We start from the raw sequence: 14,846 nt of genomic DNA on the forward strand, positions 1-14,846 counted from the left end.
CGACGAGGTCCGCGGGGCCGCGCACGCCGAGCTGGTCCGGATCGGGCTCGCCCTGGCACCCGCCTCCGGCGGCCTGATCGCGCTCGTGCTGGAGGCCGGGCCGGACCGGCACGTGCTGCACACCGTCGCCGACCCGCACGGTGGGCGGCTCGCGATGTCGGTGGTCGTGCGCGGATCGGACCGGGCGGTCGCGAAGGTCCGGAAGCGGCTGCGCACGGTCTCGGAGAGCGCGCTCACCGCGGGACCGTCGGTCGCCGTGCGGCCGGGATCCGCGGGATGGGCCGTGCCCGGTCAGGCCGGGGCCGGTCGCCCGGCGCCGGGGGCCGGTGGTTCCGGTCGCCCGGCGTCCGGGGCCGCAACGCCGGGCCACCCGGCCGCGCCCGATCGCACCGCGACCGGATCGGCGGCACGCGGCCACGCGGCAGCCGTCCCGGGTTCCCGGCCGGTCCGGGCGGGCGGGGACGGCGGCCCGGCCGATCCGGACCGCACCGGCGGTGCGGACGCTCCGGGCGCTGCCGGGGCCGGCCGACCGGGCGGGTGGTATCCCGCCGGTCGGTTCCGCGGCGACTCCGCCGCCGATCCGGGCATCCCCGGCCGCGGTTACGCCGGAGCGCCCGCGGTCGCGCTGCCCGCACCCAGGAGCCCCGGCACCGGCCCGGCCGCGCCGCACGCCGGTCCGGCGACGGCCGATGCGCGGCCGGATCCCGGATCCGGCGGCGACGTCGAGGCCACCCTGCCGTCCCGGGCGGTCGCCCCGCTCAGCCCGGCCGCCGATCCGGGTCCGGCGCCGGATCCGCTGCCGGACCCGGCGCCGGATCCGACAAGGGCGAACCAGGCACAGCCGATCCCGGCGGGTCCGGCTGCAGGTCAGGCCCCGGATCCGGCTCCGGGTCCGGCTGCGGGTCCGGCTGCGGCTCCGACAGCGGATCCGACTGAAAGGGCCGAGCGGCAAGAGGGTTCCGGGCCACAAGAGGGGTCCGGGCAGCCGGACGGGTCCGGGCAGCAAGAGGGGTCCCGGCGGCCGGAGCGTCCGGGGGCGTGGGAGCACTCGCCACCGGGCCCGTCCGCACCAGGAGCTCCCGCGGACCACGCGGCTCCGGCTCCAGCAGACCGGTGATCCACCGCACGACCCGGATCGTCCGGTAGGCGGCGACGGCGGCGACGGCGTCGGCCCAGGCGTGCACCACGACCCCGTCGGCCAGTGCCTGGGTGCCGGTCCGGAACCGGCCGACCAGCGCCAGCCCGGCGAGCAGCACGCAGGCCGCCCACAGCACCCACCAGACCAGGATCTCCCGCGACGGTGCGGGCCGCCGGTCGGCGGGCAGCCCGAGCGCGGCGTGCTCGGTCTCGGCGAGCAGCGATCCGGGCGCGGCGAGGTTCCAGCCCGGGACCAGCCATCCGGCGATGATCCGGCGACGGCTGCGCCACGGCCGGGTCCTCGCCCGGTCGGCGGCCGCCCGGTAGGACCAGAGGCTCCAGGAGATCGTCAGCAACCCGGCGGCGATCACCGCGGCGACCGACGACCAGCCGCCGAACCAGACCATCGCGTCCGACCAGGCGACGGCGACCGGGGACAACGCGTCCGACCGGCTCTCCAGCAGCAGCGCGTACCGCCACACCTCGGCGGCGGCCGCGACCAGGCTCATCACGACCACGACCCACAGCACCGGAACGAGCTGCCCGGCGAGCCAGCGGACCCGGTCGAGCGCGGTGGACGGGCCGGCCGGGTCGCCGTCGAAGGCGACGGCGGGCATCCGCCACGGCCCGACCGGGAGACCCCAGCGCGGCACCGAGCGGTAGCGCGGCGGGCCGGTGTACCGGCCCGGGGCCGCGTCCGGTGGGCGCGGCCGCAGCGAGTCCGGCAGCGCCGCCGGATCCGGTGGCGTCGCCACCCAGTCCAGCGCCGACAGGTAGCGGCCGCACCAGGGACAGAACGCGCCGCTCCCCGGCCCGGCCTGCCGGCCGCACCGGGGGCAGGGCGGCGGCGCCGGTGGCTGCGCCAACGCCTCAGGCGATCCGGGGCGCGCTGCCGTCGTCGGTGATCACGTCACGCCCGACGGCGGCCCAGTCCTGCATGCCGCCGGCCACGTTCACCGCCGGGAAGCCCTGCTGGTTCAGGTAGGCCACCACCCGGGCGGAACGGCCGCCGGACCGGCACACAACGTAGAGCGGATCGTCTCCCGGCACCTCCGACACCCGCCCCGCCAGCTCGGACATCGGGAGGTGGCGGGCGGACGGGGCGTGCCCGGCCGTCCACTCGTCGAGCTCGCGGACGTCCAGCATCGGGGCGTCGGGGGGCAGATCGGACACGCTGACGGTGGGCACCGGCTCGGACATGTCCGCCATCCTGCCACGCTGCACCGTCAACACCCGGTGAGAGACGGCGGCGTCCTACCGCGGTGGATCGTCGCGGTAGAGCGAGCCGTGCGGGATCGTCATCTCGTTCGGGTCCAGCGGGGGTTCGACCGGCCCGGCGTTCGCCGGGACCGGCCCGTGCCCGCCCACCGTGTCGCCACGCACCGACGGCGGCCGGTACGCGCCGGTCACGCCGGAACCGCCGAACAGGTCCCCGGCCTGCCTGCTGGTCGGCTGCCTGCGCTCCGGCGAGATCCCCGGCACCGCCCGCCCGGCGCGGCCGCCGTCGTCACCGCGGTAGGTCGGGATCGCACCGACCGAGGTGGCCGTCACCGGCTGCCGCTTCGGCTCCTCCTTCGGAGCCGTGGTGGCCCGGACCGCGCCCGCACCGGTCAGCGACCGGACCTCCATCTCGGCGTAGCGGACGGCGGCGAACCGCTCGGTGCCGCCGAGGAAGGTGCCCACGATCCCGAGCAGGAACGAGATCGGGATCGACACCAGGCCCGGGTTCGACAGCGGGAACACCGCAAAGTCGGCGCTCGGGATCATCGAGGTGGGCGAACCGGACACCGCGGGCGAGACCACGATCAGCCCGACACAGATGAGCACGCCGCCGTAGATGCTGCACAGCGCCCCGGTCGTGTTGAACCGCTTCCAGAACAGCGAGAACAGGATCGTCGGCAGGTTCGCCGACGCCGCGACGGCGAACGCCAGCGCGACCAGGAACGCGACGTTCTGGCCGTTGGCGATGATGCCGCCTCCGATCGCGACCAGCCCGATCACCAGCGCGGTGGTCCGGGCGACCCGCACCTCGGCGTCCGGCGTCACGTCGCCCCGGCGGATCACGTTCGCGTAGACGTCGTGCGCGAACGACGCCGACGCGGTGATCGTCAGCCCGGCGACGACCGCGAGGATCGTCGCGAACGCGACCGCCGCGATCAGGCCCAGCATGATCTCGCCGCCGAGCGCGTACGCGAGCAGCGGCGCCGCGTCGTTCTGGTTCTCCCGGGAGATCGTGCCCGGCGGGAGCAGCGCCATCGCGCCGTACCCGAGCACCAGCGTGAACAGGTAGAACGTGCCGATCAGCCAGATCGCCCAGACCACCGAGCGGCGGGCCTCCTTGGCCGAGGGCACGGTGTAGAAGCGCATCAGGATGTGCGGCAGGCCCGCGGTGCCGAGCACCAGCGCCAGCCCCAGCGATATGAAGTCGACCTTGTTCGTGTACTGCAGGCCCGGGTCGAGCACCGCCTCGCCGTGCTCGGAGTTCTCGGTGGCCCGGTCCAGCACCGTGGACAGGTCGAAGCCGTACCGGCCGAGCACCCACGTCGTCATCACGGCGGAACCGACGAGCAGCAGGCCGGCCTTGATGATCTGCACCCAGGTGGTGCCCTTCATCCCGCCGAACAGCACGTAGACGACCATCAGACCGCCCACGACGACGATCACCATCGACTGCGAGAACGAGTCGTCCTTCGGGATCTGCAGCAGCAGCGAGATCAGTCCGCCGGCGCCGGCCATCTGCGCGATCAGGTAGAACAGCGAGACGACCAGGGTGGACGTCGCGGCGGCCGCGCGGACCGGGCGCTGGCGCATCCGGAACGCCAGCACGTCGCCCATCGTGAAGCGACCGGTGTTGCGGAGCAGCTCGGCGACCAGCAGCAGCGCCATCAGCCAGCCGACGAGGAAGCCGATCGAGTAGAGGAACCCGTCGTAGCCGTAGAGCGCGATCGCGCCGGCGATCCCGAGGAACGACGCGGCGGACAGGAAGTCCCCGGCGATCGCGGTGCCGTTCTGCGGGCCGGTGAACGCGTGCCCGCCGGTGTAGTAGTCGGCGCGGGTCGCGTTGGTGCGGCTGACCCGGAGCACGATCATCAGGGTCACGATCACGAACAGCAGGAAGAACCCGAGATTGGCGGTGACGCTGCCGACCGACTCGGCCTGCGCCAGCACGGTGCCGGTCATGCCCGGACCTCCGGGGTCCCGGCGAGGCCGGTCTCGATCCGGGCGCGCAGCTCGGCGGCCGGGCCGTCGATCTCGCGCTCGGCGAACCGCACGTACAGCGTGGTGATCACGAACGTGCTGACGAACTGGCCGAGGCCGACGAGCAGGCCGACCGTGATCGTCTCGCCGACCCGGATCGACATGAACCCGGGGGCGTAGCTGGCGAGTCCGACGAAGGCCAGGTACCAGGCCAGGAAGATCGCCGTCATGGGGAACACGTACCGGCGCAGCCGGGTACGGAAGGCCCGGAACTCCGGGCTGGCCTGGACCTGTTGGTACACGGTCCCGGCCGGGCCCTCAGCGGGGCTGCTCATGGCGCCGTTCACCGGCCTTTCGCGTCGTGCTGGCGGGGGGAGCCGGGCGCGCCGCGGCCGGTGGGCCGCGGGACACCCTTACCTCGCACAACGACGACGGACGCCCGGAGCGACGATCGAACGCACCGAACGGCGGTAAGTTGCCCGGTCCGGACCAACCATTCGGCCGATCCGGTCACGCGGGGTTATCGGGGACGGGGCCCCGATCAGGTCCGGTCGTCCAGCCTGTCACGCATAAGGCCCAGCCGTTCGGGTGCGTGGAGTCGCAACATCACCTGACCGGCATCCTCGGGACGGCGCGCCCGGGTGAGCAGCGAGACGGCGATCATCGTCGCGAACGCGAGCGGCACGCTCACGATCGCCGGCCGGTACAGCAGCACCTCGACCCAGCCGGCGGCCGGCCCGAGGAATCCGGTGTCCAGCCCGGCGAGCGCCGCGACCACCGCCGCGGCCGAGATGATCCCGCCGGCCAGGACCCCGGCGATCGCGCCGACGTCGGTGAGGCCGCGCCACCAGATGCCGAGCACGAGCAGCGGGCAGAAGGTGGACGCCGCCACCGCGAAGACCAGTGCGACGGCCTCGGCGAAGTTCAGCCCGGTCGGCACCAGCGCCACCACCGTCGGCGGGATCCCGGCGAGCACGGTCGCCAGCGGGAACCGCCGCGCCATCCGCCCCTTGCCGGGCAGCACGTCGGTGGACACGACGCTGGCCAGGCTCACCAGCAGGCCGGACGCCGTCGACAGGAACGCCGCCCACGCCCCGGCCGCGACCAGCCCGGCGACCAGGGCACCGAGCAGCCCGCTGCCCAGGATCGCGTTGGGCAGCAGCAGGACCGCGGCGTCCGACCGCCCGGTGACCAGCAGCTGCGGCGTGTAGACCCGGGACAGCATGCCGAGCAGCGTCACCAGGATGTAGAAGCCGCCGAGCATCGCGAGCACGACGACGGCGCTGCGCCGGGCCGCCCGGCCGTCGGAGTTGGTGTAGAAGCGGCCCAGCACGTGCGGCAGGCCCATGGTGCCGAGGAAGGTCGCCAGGATCAGCGAGTAGGTGCCCAGCAGCTGGTGCTCGCCGGAGCCGGCGAACGGGCGCAGCCAGCTCTCGTCGTCGGTGGGCGCGCCGCTGGTCACCGGCACCGGCTCGCCGGCCGCGAAGTCCAGCTCGGTGCCGGGTGCGATGGCGTGCGAGGACCCGGCGACCCAGCGCAGCGGGCCGTCGACCGGCACCCCGTCGACGGTGCCACGGACGGTCACGTCGACCGAGAGCCGGATGTCGAGGACGACCGGCGTCGTCACCGAGACGGTGGTCGGCTCGCGGAACTCGGGCGGCTCGTTGCGGGCGAAGGTGTGCCCGTCGCCGAACCAGACGGCGAGCCCGATCACCGCCGGGACGGCCAGCGCGGTCAGCTTGAACCAGTACTGGAACGCCTGCACGAAGGTCACCGACCGCATGCCACCGAACGCGACGGTGGCGAGCACGATCACACCGGCCCCGGCCGAGCCGATCCAGTCCGGCAGCCCGGTCACGATGCCGAGGGTCAGGCCGGCGCCCTGCAGCTGGGGCAGCAGGTACAGCCAGCAGATCACCATGACGACGGCGGCGCAGACCCGCCGCAGCGCCGGTGAGGCGAGCCGGGCGTCGGCGAAGTCGGGCACCGTGTAGGCGCCGGAGCGGCGCAGCGGGGCCGCCACGAACAACAGCAGCAGCAGGTATCCGGCGGTGTAGCCGACGGCGTACCAGAGCCCGTCGACGCCGTTGACCAGGATCAGCCCGGCGATCCCGAGGAACGACGCCGCGGACAGGTACTCGCCGGAGATCGCGCCGGCGTTCAACCGGGACGGCACGGTCCGGGAGGCGACCAGGAAGTCCGACGTCAGCCGGGTCCGGTGGGCGATCGAGCCGATCACCGCGGACACCACGGCCACCAGGACGATCGCGACCAGCGACGCGATGGCGGTCAGGCTCACCGGTCCGCCACGTCGTCGGCGAAGTCCTGTTCGACCGACTCGGCCGAGCGCACGTACCACCAGCCCAGGCCGAGCAGGAACGGGTAGACGAGCAGGCCGAGCAGCAGCCACGGCAGCCGGATGCCGACCACCTCGATCTCACCGAGCACCGGCAGCGCCATGAACAGCGCGGGCAGCATGCCGAGGGTGAACAGGGCGACCAGACTCACCCGCAGGGCGAGCAGCAGCTGGGTCCGGACCAGCGAGTTGCGGAGCAGGGTGCCGACCGCGCCCGGGTCCTGCACGTCGGAGAGCCCGCGCGAGGAGTGCGCGGTGGACCGGCGCTCGGACAGCACGATGCGCACCCGGTTGCTGCCGGGGCCGTCGTCGGTGCCGGTGCCGTCCGGTTCCGGTGCGTCGGTCGGCGCCGCGGCGAACCGGCGGGGCCGGGCGCCGGTGTAGGGAGCGAACGAGGTGGCCGCCAGGTCGGCGCCCGGGTCCGGGGCCGGGGCAGGGGCGACCGGGGCGTCCAGGCCGGGGGCGCGCCAGATGACCTCGGTGCGTTCGGCGGCCGGGCCGCGCAGCTCGTCGTCCGGGTCCGGGTCGAGACGGAAGTCCGGATCGAGCTCCGGGTGCAGATCCGGGTGCAGGTCCGGATCGTCCGCCGGGTCGTCGTCCACCGGCAGGCCGGGATCGGCGGGCGCAGCGGTGCCGGCCGGTTCGGCGGCCACCTCGCTGCTGCGGCGGCCGGCGGCCGTCCAGCGGGTCGGGACCGGCCTGGTCTCCGGGTGCTCCTCGGCGGCGGTGTCCGGGTCGGCGTCGGCGGGGCTCGCGTCGGCGGGGGCCGCACCGGCCACCCCGAGCAACGCGCCGCGGTCCGGGGCCCAGCCGTGGCTCCACTCCGAGGTCGCCCCGGGGATGCGCCGTGGCAGCCCGGCCGCGCCGGCGGCCGGCGGCCACTGCTTGCCGCTGTCGGCGGGGCGGGACTGCGGCCAGACTCCCTCGGCGGCGGAGTCGCGCAGGCCGGCCGGGGCATAGGGATCGGGCACCATGGTGGAACGCGGCCGCGGGTGCGCGGCGCGCGCCCGGGGGTGCTGCGGTTCGCGGTGGTCCTCGTCGGTCGCCGGGGCGTCGTTCACTGAGCCGCCGGTCACTGAGCCGTCGGGGGTCACTGAGCCGTCGGGGGTCACTGAGCCGTCGGGCGCCGGGCCGTCGGGCGCTGGGCCGGCCGGGGCCGGGCCGTCGGATTCCGGGTCCGTACCGGTGACTCCGCCGTCCGGCGCCGCGCCGGGGAGCGCGGCAGGCTCGGCCGCCTCGGCCATCTCGGCGCCGGAACGCTCGGCGGCCGGCTCGACCCGGGCGTGCCTGCCGGACCCGGCCGCCGTTCCGGATCCGCCCGCGCGGTCCGCGACCCGGCGCGCGATCTCCTGCTGCAGCCAGCTCGCGCCCTCGTCGGCGTCGGCCCCGGCGGCCTCGCGCCGGGCGCGACGCCGGGGGCGGTCCGCGGACCCGCTCGCCTCGGGGGTCCGGGGTGCGGCGGCCGGCTGCGCGGCCGGCTGCGCGGCCGGCTGCGCAGTGGGGTCGACTGCGGGGTGGGCGGCCGGGTGGGCGGTGGGGTGCGCGCCCCCGGCCTGCCCGGTCCCGGTGTCGGGGTACCCGGTCCACTCCCGCTCCGCCGCGGCCTGCTCGGTAACGGTCGGCGGGTCCACCGGCCGCGGAACGCCGCCGGAGAACGCCGGGCTGCGCGGCCGCGGGGCGACCGGGCCGGCGTGCGGGTGCCGACCGTCAGGGGCACCGGGGCCCGGCGCCTCCGGCTGCATCCCGGCCGGCGCGGGCGACCCGTGGTGCCCGGGCTGCCCGAACTGCCCGCCCGACCCCGGCTGCCCGGCCGACCCCGGCTGCCCGGCCGACCCGGGGTGCCCGGATGGCACAGCCGACACCGGCGGCACCTGCGACGCGGAGGGCACGGCCGACACCGGCGATGCCGCCGAGACCTGCGGCGCAGCGGGCGAACCACCATTGCGGTACGGGCCGGCGGCACCCGCGTTGCGGGCCGCACGGTTGGGCCACACCGCGCCGTTGCCCCGTGCACCGCCGTCCGGGCCGGGCGACCCGTCGTGATCGTCCGGATTCTGCTCCTGCGACTCCGGACGCACCGACGGCTGGACGCCGCCGGTGGACCTGCTCACCTCTGGCTCCACGCCTGCTTGGTCGCGCGGACGAGGCGGTCCTTCAGCTCACGGGTGTGCCGGCGGCTGACCGGCAGCTCGGCCGTCTCCGGCCCCGACCCGATCCGGACGACGTACCCGGAACCGGCCAGCCGCAGCTCGGTGACCAGCGGCAGCGCGACCAGGAACGAGCGGTGGATCCGGACGAAACCGGCGTCCCGCCAGCGGTCCTCCAGCACCGACAGCGGGATCCGCACGAGGTGGCTGCCGTCGGTGGTGTGCAGCCGCGCGTAGTCGCCCTGGGCCTCGACGTAGCGCACGGCGGAGCGCGGCACCAGCTTCGTGGTGCCGGCCAGCTCGACCGGGATCACCTCGTCGTCGCCGGAGTCGTCGCGGGCCTGCTCGACCGGCCCGGTCCGGCGGGTCGACAGGATGCGGTCCAGCGCGGCGGAGAGCCGCTCGGTGCGCAGCGGCTTGAGCAGGTAGTCGATGGCGCCGACGTCGTAGGCGTCGACGGCGCGGTCGTCGTGTGCGGTGACGAACACGATCGCCGGCTGGACGGCCATGTTCTTCAGCACCCTGGCGAGCTCCAGGCCGTCCAGCCCGGGCATCCGGATGTCGAGGAACACGGCGTCGATGTCGGTCTGCTCGGCGACGTCGCCGGGTCCACCGGACGGCCCGCCCGCCGGGGCACCCGCCCGCCGCCCGTTCAGGATGCGCAGTGCCTCGGTGGACTCACCGGCCTTGAGGACGGTCGCGACGCGCGCGTCCTCGTTCAGCAGGAATGCCATCTCCTCGAGCGCGGGCTGCTCGTCGTCCACCGCGAGCACGACCAGTCCCCGAGTGGTGTCGTTGCTGTCCACGATCTCCTCATCCTGCTTCCGGTCCCGGACCGGGATCCGATCGACCTCGATGATCGCCCTGCGCCGCGACCATGGTGACGTGCCGACGCGCGGAGTGCCAGGGCACGAACCGGATCGGTGACCGTCCGGACACGTGGCGACGTCCCCGGGCGGTGCCGCCGACCGGTTGTCTCACAGCCCGAACCGCGCCCAGGTGGCCCTGGCCTCGATCGCGGCGAGAAGCTCCGACCCGATCACCGCCGGATCCACTCCCGGGTGACCGAGCGACGCGGCGCCGCCCGCGCCCAGCCGGGCGAGCAACGGCTTGCGCGCCTCGACCGGGCGCTGCTCCGCCTCCGGGAACCGCTCGGTGAGCACCTCGTGCGCGGCGCCGATGCCGTCGATCAGCCCGAGCTCGCGGGCCCGCTCGCCCAGCCACACCTCGCCGTCGAACAGTTCGGTGCCGGTCGCGAGCCGGTCCCCGCGCCGGTCCCGGACCCAGCTCACGAAGCGCTCGTGCAGCTGTCCCTGCAGACCGGTCAGCCAGGCGACGTCCTCGGGCTTCTCCGGCAGGAACGGGTCCAGCCGGGACTTCGACCCGCCCGCGGTGTGCAGCCGCCGGGTGACGCCCCACCGGTCGATCAGGCCGTCCAGCCCGAATCCGGCGCTGACCACGCCGATCGAGCCGACGATCGAGGTCGAACAGGCGTAGATCTCGTCGGCCGCGCAGGCCAGCCAGTACCCGCCGGACGCGGCGACGTCCTCGCAGAACGCGAGCACCGGCACGTCGTTCTCCGCGGCCAGGGCCCGGATCCGGTCGCCGATCAGCTGCGACTGGGTGGGCGACCCACCCGGCGAGTTGATCACCAGGGCGACCGCGGCGAGCCGGTCCGGTGCGAACGCGCGCTCCAGCACCTTCTCCACCGACGCGGCGTTGAGCACCTGCCGGGGGACCGGCGCCGCCTGGGCGCTGATCACACCGTGCAGCCGCACCACGGACACCACCGGGGGGCCGACCGCGCCGACGGACTCACCGAGTCGGCCCGGCAGCCGCGAGGTCACCGCGGCGGGAATGCGCAGGACGTCCATGCGATCCCACCGTACGCGGGAGCGCTCCGTGACGTGGCGTGACCGGTTCGGCACATCGCGGCGTGTCGCCGCGCACCCGTGCGGCCCAGCGCCACCGCCGTTCAGGCGCGGATGCCGGCCCGGAACTTCGGGACCCGCAGGGTGATCTTCATACCGGCGCCGATGTTCGTGTCGACGACCAGGCCGAAGTTGTCCCCGAAGGCCGACCGCATGCGGTCGTCGACGTTGCCCAGGCCGACGTGCGCGCCGGACAGGTGGGCGTCGTCGAGGTCCTCGTTGAGCCGGGCCGGGTCCATGCCGACGCCGTCGTCCTCGACGACGATCACGCACTCGGAGCCGGCGTTCTCCGCCCGGATGGTGACCGTGCCGCCGTTCGGCTTGCCGGACAGCCCATGCCGCACCGCGTTCTCCACCAGCGGCTGCAGCGCGAGGAAGGGCAGCACGACGTTCTGCACCTCGGGATCGATCTGCAGCCGGATGTTGAGCCGGTTGCCGAACCGGGCCTTCTCCAGCCGGACGTAGCGCTCGATGTTGGTGAGCTCGTCGATCAGCGTCGTGTACTCGCCTGCCGACCGGAACGAGTAGCGGGTGAAGTCGGCGAACTCGATCAGCAGCTCGCGGGCCCGGGCCGGGTCGGTCCGGATGAACGACGCGATGGTGGTCAGCGCGTTGTAGACGAAGTGCGGCGAGATCTGGGCCCGCAGCGCCCGCACCTCGGCCCGGTTCAGCCGGGCCCGGGAGTCGTCGAGCTCGGCGAGCTCCAGCTGGCTGGACACGTAGCGGGCGACCTCGCCGGTCGCCCGCAGCACCGGCGGCCCGGCGGTGGCCGGGGTGAGCGCGGCGAGCGTGCCGATGATGTTGCCGTCGCTCTCCAGCGGCACCACGACGATGCCGCGCACCTCGCAGCCGGGCTGGTTGCACTTGATCGAAGTGTGGCTCATCAGCTCCATCCGGCCGGTCGAGATGACCCGGTCGGCGAGCGTCTGCACGTCCTGCTGGTGCTGGTCGGCGCTGCCGTCCCAGCCGAGCACGGTGGCCCGGGAGTCGGTCATCGCCATCGCCGTGCTCTCCAGCAGCTGGCGCAGGTAGGGCAGCGCCTGCGACGCGGAGCGCCGGGAGAGCCCCTCCCGCAGCACCGGGGCGGCGAGCGCCACCGTGTGCAGCGCCGAGAAAGTGGCCTTGGCCAGCGGGGAGACCATGTTGTTGCGGCGGTTGCGCTGCCACAGGAACACGAACACCGCGATGACCAGCACCACCACCGCGACGATCAGCAGCAGCACCAGGGACGGAGCCAGCTCCGTCTGCCCGTCGACGACGGCGACGGCGAGATCCACCGCTCCCCCGACCGTGCTGCTCACCGCTGCGCCTCCTGGGACGACCTACCTCACCAGCCGGGACAACCGGCGGTCCGCAAGCGGCTTGCCACCAGTCTGGCAGGTCGGACAGTACTGGAACGATCTCTCGGCGAACGACACCTCCCGGACGGTGTCGCCGCACACCGGGCAGGGCAGTCCGGTGCGGGCGTGCACCCGCAGACCGGAGCGTTTCTCGCCCTTCAGCTCGGCGGCGCCCTGCCCCACGGACCGTTCGACGGCGTCGGTCAGCACCCCGTGCAACGCGGCGGACAGCCGGTCCCGGGCCGACTCGTCGAGCCGGGCGCCGACGGCGTACGGCGAGAGCCGCGCGGTGTGCAGGATCTCGTCGGAGTAGGCGTTGCCGATCCCGGCCAGCGTCCGCTGGTCGGTGAGCAGCGTCTTGAGCCGGCGGTTGTCGCCGTCGAGCAGCTCGCCGAGCCCGGCCCGGGTCAGCTCCAGCGCGTCCGGCCCCAGTCGCGCGATCCCGGGGACCTGCGCCGGGTCCGTCACCAGGTACACGGCGAGCCGCTTCTGGGTGCCTGCCTCGGTGAGGTCGAAACCCGGCCCGCCGACCGCGTCGAGGTGCACCCGCAGCTGCAACGGGCCCCGGCCCGGCTTCGGCGGGGTGGCGCCCGCGGTGCCGTGCCAGCGCAGCCAGCCGGCCCGCGACAGGTGCGTGACCAGGTGCACCGGCTCGTCCGGCCGGTCGGCGAAGTCCACCGACAGGAACTTCCCGAACCGCGACGCGCCCGTCACCACCCGGCCGGTCAGCGCGGAGACCGGCGGGTCGAAGGTCTTCAGCGCACTCATCGAGGCCACGTCCACCCGGGCCACCGGGCGGTACACGGCGTGCTCGCGCAGGTGGTGTGCGAGGGCCTCCACCTCCGGCAGTTCGGGCACGGTGACTCCTCGGGGCTCGTCGGCTCCTAGTTGATGGGTTGCAGCGGGCTGTCCGCGTGGCCCGGGGTGGACCGGTTCCTCAGGCTGCGGATCACGACCTTGGTCTCCTCGCGGGCGGTGGCGAGCCCGCGGACCATCCCGGTCCACTTCTCCGGCGGCAGGTCGTAGCCGCCCTGCGTCTTCGCGGTGATCGTGAACGGGCGCCGCAGCAGCCAACGGACCGGGAAGAAGCCGAGCCCGACGATCACGACCAGCCAGTAGAACCAGGGGAAGACCACGGCGCTCGGCGCCCAGACCAGCAGAACCAGCCAGAACAGGGCGAGCGCGGACAGGATGAGCACGACCGCGCCGTTACCGGCGTCGACGTCGTGCTCGAACTCGTCGCCGACGGCGGGAGTGGTCCACTCGATCCGCCGCTGCACCTGCCACTCGCGGTAGTCCGCCGCGATGACCGTCTTCGTCGCCATCCATCCCGTCCCGGGTTCCAGCCCTGCCCCGTGCCACCGCCGATGTTCCCACAGCGCACCGACAGAACCGAGCGACGCGCGTCAGCGGGGCGGCCTGACCATCGCCCAGGTGCGCGGACCGCCGTGCGGCAGGTCGAGCTCGGCGGTGACGGCGAAGCCCAGCCGCCGGTAGATGTCCACGTTGACCGGCAAGGACGTCTCCAGGAATGCCGCCCGCCGGGCGGCGTCCGCGGCGGCCAGCCCGGGGGTGAGCACCGCCCGTCCGTACCCGAGGCCCTGCCGGGACGGCCGGACGCCGACCGGGGCCAGGAACCAGAACTCCCCGGAGGGCCGGAGCCGGGCCAGCGCGTCCTCGACGTCGGCGGCCACCGCGGCCCGGTCGCCGGCCAGCTCGGCGAGCCGCGGCGCCGACCGGGTCAGCGCTTCTTCCACGGCGGGGCCCGGCACCGTCCAGACGGCGACCGCGTCGATCCCGTCCGGGCCGTCGACCACGTGCACCTGCCCGTGCGGGAGACCGACCTCCCGGATCAGCAGCTCGTGGCAGCCGCGCAGCCGCCGGAGATGGTCGTCGGCGGCGATGGTGTGCCGGGTGAACGGGTAGTCGGCGAAGGCGTCGGACAGCACGTCCGCGCAACCGTCGAGATCGGCGGGGGTGGCCTCGCGGGCGGTACGCACGGGTGCCGAGGCTACGGAGCCGGGAGCCCGGGGAACGACCGCGTTCCCCGGTCAGCAGGCCGGCTCGACCGGCTCCCGCTCCGGGATCCCGGGCGCGAGCAGCTGCGACCGGGTCAGCACCACCGGCTCGGGCCCGTCGTTGCGCAGCTCGTTGGGTTCGCCGTCGCCGATGAAGAACGCCTCGCCGGTCCGGAAGGTCTGCGGTTCGCACCGCCCGGCCCGCTGCACGGTGAGCTCGCCGGACCGGACCGCGGAGGTCGCCGTGCCGGGGTGCCGGATCCAGCCGGTGACCTGGCCGGGCTGCAGCACCTCGGTGCGCACCAGCAGCTCCGCAGGCCCGGGTGTGCTGATCTCGATCGGCCGTTCCAGGACACCCCGGGTGTCCGAGCCGGCCTGCGCGACCGGTGCGCCGGGCACCCCGGGCAGCGCGGTGCCGGTCGGGCTGCCGGGGCCGTCCGGGCTGCCGGGGCCCGGCGGCGCGGGCTCGGTCGTTCCGGGTGCGGCCGGCGATCCGGCGCCTGCTGGACCGGCGGACTCGTGCCCCAGCTGCCCGGGCTGGGCGCAGCCGGCGAGCAGGGCCGCGACAGCGACCAGCAGCGCCGGTCCGGCGAGGGCGGGACGGGGACGGGTGCGCACGGCGGTCCTCCCGGGGAGCGAGGCGGATCGCCGCGAGGCTAGTGCCCGCCGCCCGGGGACACCGGGCCGCACCCCTGCGTGACACACGTCACCGCAATCGA

12 protein-coding genes and 1 pseudogene are annotated in these 14,846 nt (G+C 74.8%); all 13 read right to left on the minus strand.

What is annotated here, in order from left to right:
• Nucleotides 1-758: 758 nt before the first annotated feature.
• The 13 genes and pseudogenes from ABZ881_RS01910 to ABZ881_RS01970 all read right to left on the minus strand — a co-directional run bounded on the left by ABZ881_RS01910 (nt 759) and on the right by ABZ881_RS01970 (nt 14,745).
• Nucleotides 759-2,003 (minus strand): DUF4328 domain-containing protein, encoded by a 1,245-nt coding sequence (locus ABZ881_RS01910; RefSeq protein ID WP_358481008.1) that lies wholly within the window; start codon nt 2,001-2,003, stop codon nt 759-761.
• Nucleotides 2,004-2,007: 4 nt separating this feature from the next.
• Nucleotides 2,008-2,337 carry a rhodanese-like domain-containing protein gene (locus tag ABZ881_RS01915; RefSeq protein ID WP_344024366.1) on the minus strand — a complete coding sequence of 110 codons (330 nt, stop codon included), beginning with the start codon at nt 2,335-2,337 and terminating at the stop codon, nt 2,008-2,010.
• 387 nt (nt 2,338-2,724) lie between these two features.
• A pseudogene (locus ABZ881_RS01920) lies at nt 2,725-4,317 on the minus strand (cation acetate symporter); the annotation flags it as partial.
• Nucleotides 4,314-4,670 (minus strand): DUF485 domain-containing protein, encoded by a 357-nt coding sequence (locus ABZ881_RS01925; RefSeq protein WP_358481010.1) that lies wholly within the window; start codon nt 4,668-4,670, stop codon nt 4,314-4,316. The gene ABZ881_RS01925 and the pseudogene ABZ881_RS01920, both read right to left, overlap by 4 nt.
• A 206-nt stretch (nt 4,671-4,876) precedes the next feature.
• Complete coding sequence (locus tag ABZ881_RS01930; RefSeq protein ID WP_358481011.1) at nt 4,877-6,634, minus strand: cation acetate symporter; 1,758 nt, start codon at nt 6,632-6,634, stop codon at nt 4,877-4,879.
• Nucleotides 6,631-8,802 carry a hypothetical protein gene (locus ABZ881_RS01935; RefSeq protein ID WP_358481013.1) on the minus strand — a complete coding sequence of 724 codons (2,172 nt, stop codon included), beginning with the start codon at nt 8,800-8,802 and terminating at the stop codon, nt 6,631-6,633. Before ABZ881_RS01935 ends, ABZ881_RS01930 begins: the two co-directional genes overlap by 4 nt.
• Nucleotides 8,799-9,644, minus strand: a complete 846-nt coding sequence (locus ABZ881_RS01940) for a LytTR family DNA-binding domain-containing protein (RefSeq protein WP_344024110.1) — start codon at nt 9,642-9,644, stop codon at nt 8,799-8,801. The genes ABZ881_RS01935 and ABZ881_RS01940 overlap by 4 nt, the downstream gene beginning before the upstream one ends.
• Before the next feature lie 171 nt (nt 9,645-9,815).
• Nucleotides 9,816-10,712, minus strand: a complete 897-nt coding sequence (locus ABZ881_RS01945; protein ID WP_358481014.1) for a S49 family peptidase — start codon at nt 10,710-10,712, stop codon at nt 9,816-9,818.
• A 101-nt stretch (nt 10,713-10,813) separates the two neighbouring features.
• Entirely contained in the window at nt 10,814-12,070 is a 1,257-nt protein-coding gene (locus tag ABZ881_RS01950; protein WP_358481016.1) for a histidine kinase, read from the minus strand.
• Nucleotides 12,071-12,091: 21 nt separating this feature from the next.
• Complete coding sequence (locus tag ABZ881_RS01955; RefSeq protein ID WP_358481017.1) at nt 12,092-12,967, minus strand: DNA-formamidopyrimidine glycosylase family protein; 876 nt, start codon at nt 12,965-12,967, stop codon at nt 12,092-12,094.
• 26 nt (nt 12,968-12,993) lie between these two features.
• Nucleotides 12,994-13,434, minus strand: coding sequence for a hypothetical protein (locus tag ABZ881_RS01960; RefSeq protein ID WP_358481020.1), 441 nt, complete (start codon nt 13,432-13,434; stop codon nt 12,994-12,996).
• 81 nt (nt 13,435-13,515) lie between these two features.
• On the minus strand, nt 13,516-14,109 hold the full coding sequence (locus ABZ881_RS01965) for a GNAT family N-acetyltransferase (protein WP_358481022.1): 594 nt from the start codon (nt 14,107-14,109) through the stop codon (nt 13,516-13,518).
• A gap of 51 nt (nt 14,110-14,160) precedes the next feature.
• Nucleotides 14,161-14,745, minus strand: coding sequence for a cupin domain-containing protein (locus ABZ881_RS01970; protein ID WP_358481024.1), 585 nt, complete (start codon nt 14,743-14,745; stop codon nt 14,161-14,163).
• Nucleotides 14,746-14,846: the final 101 nt, after the last annotated feature.

The organism is Pseudonocardia sp. NPDC046786, assembly GCF_040645415.1.
Classification (GTDB): domain Bacteria; phylum Actinomycetota; class Actinomycetes; order Mycobacteriales; family Pseudonocardiaceae; genus Pseudonocardia; species Pseudonocardia kongjuensis.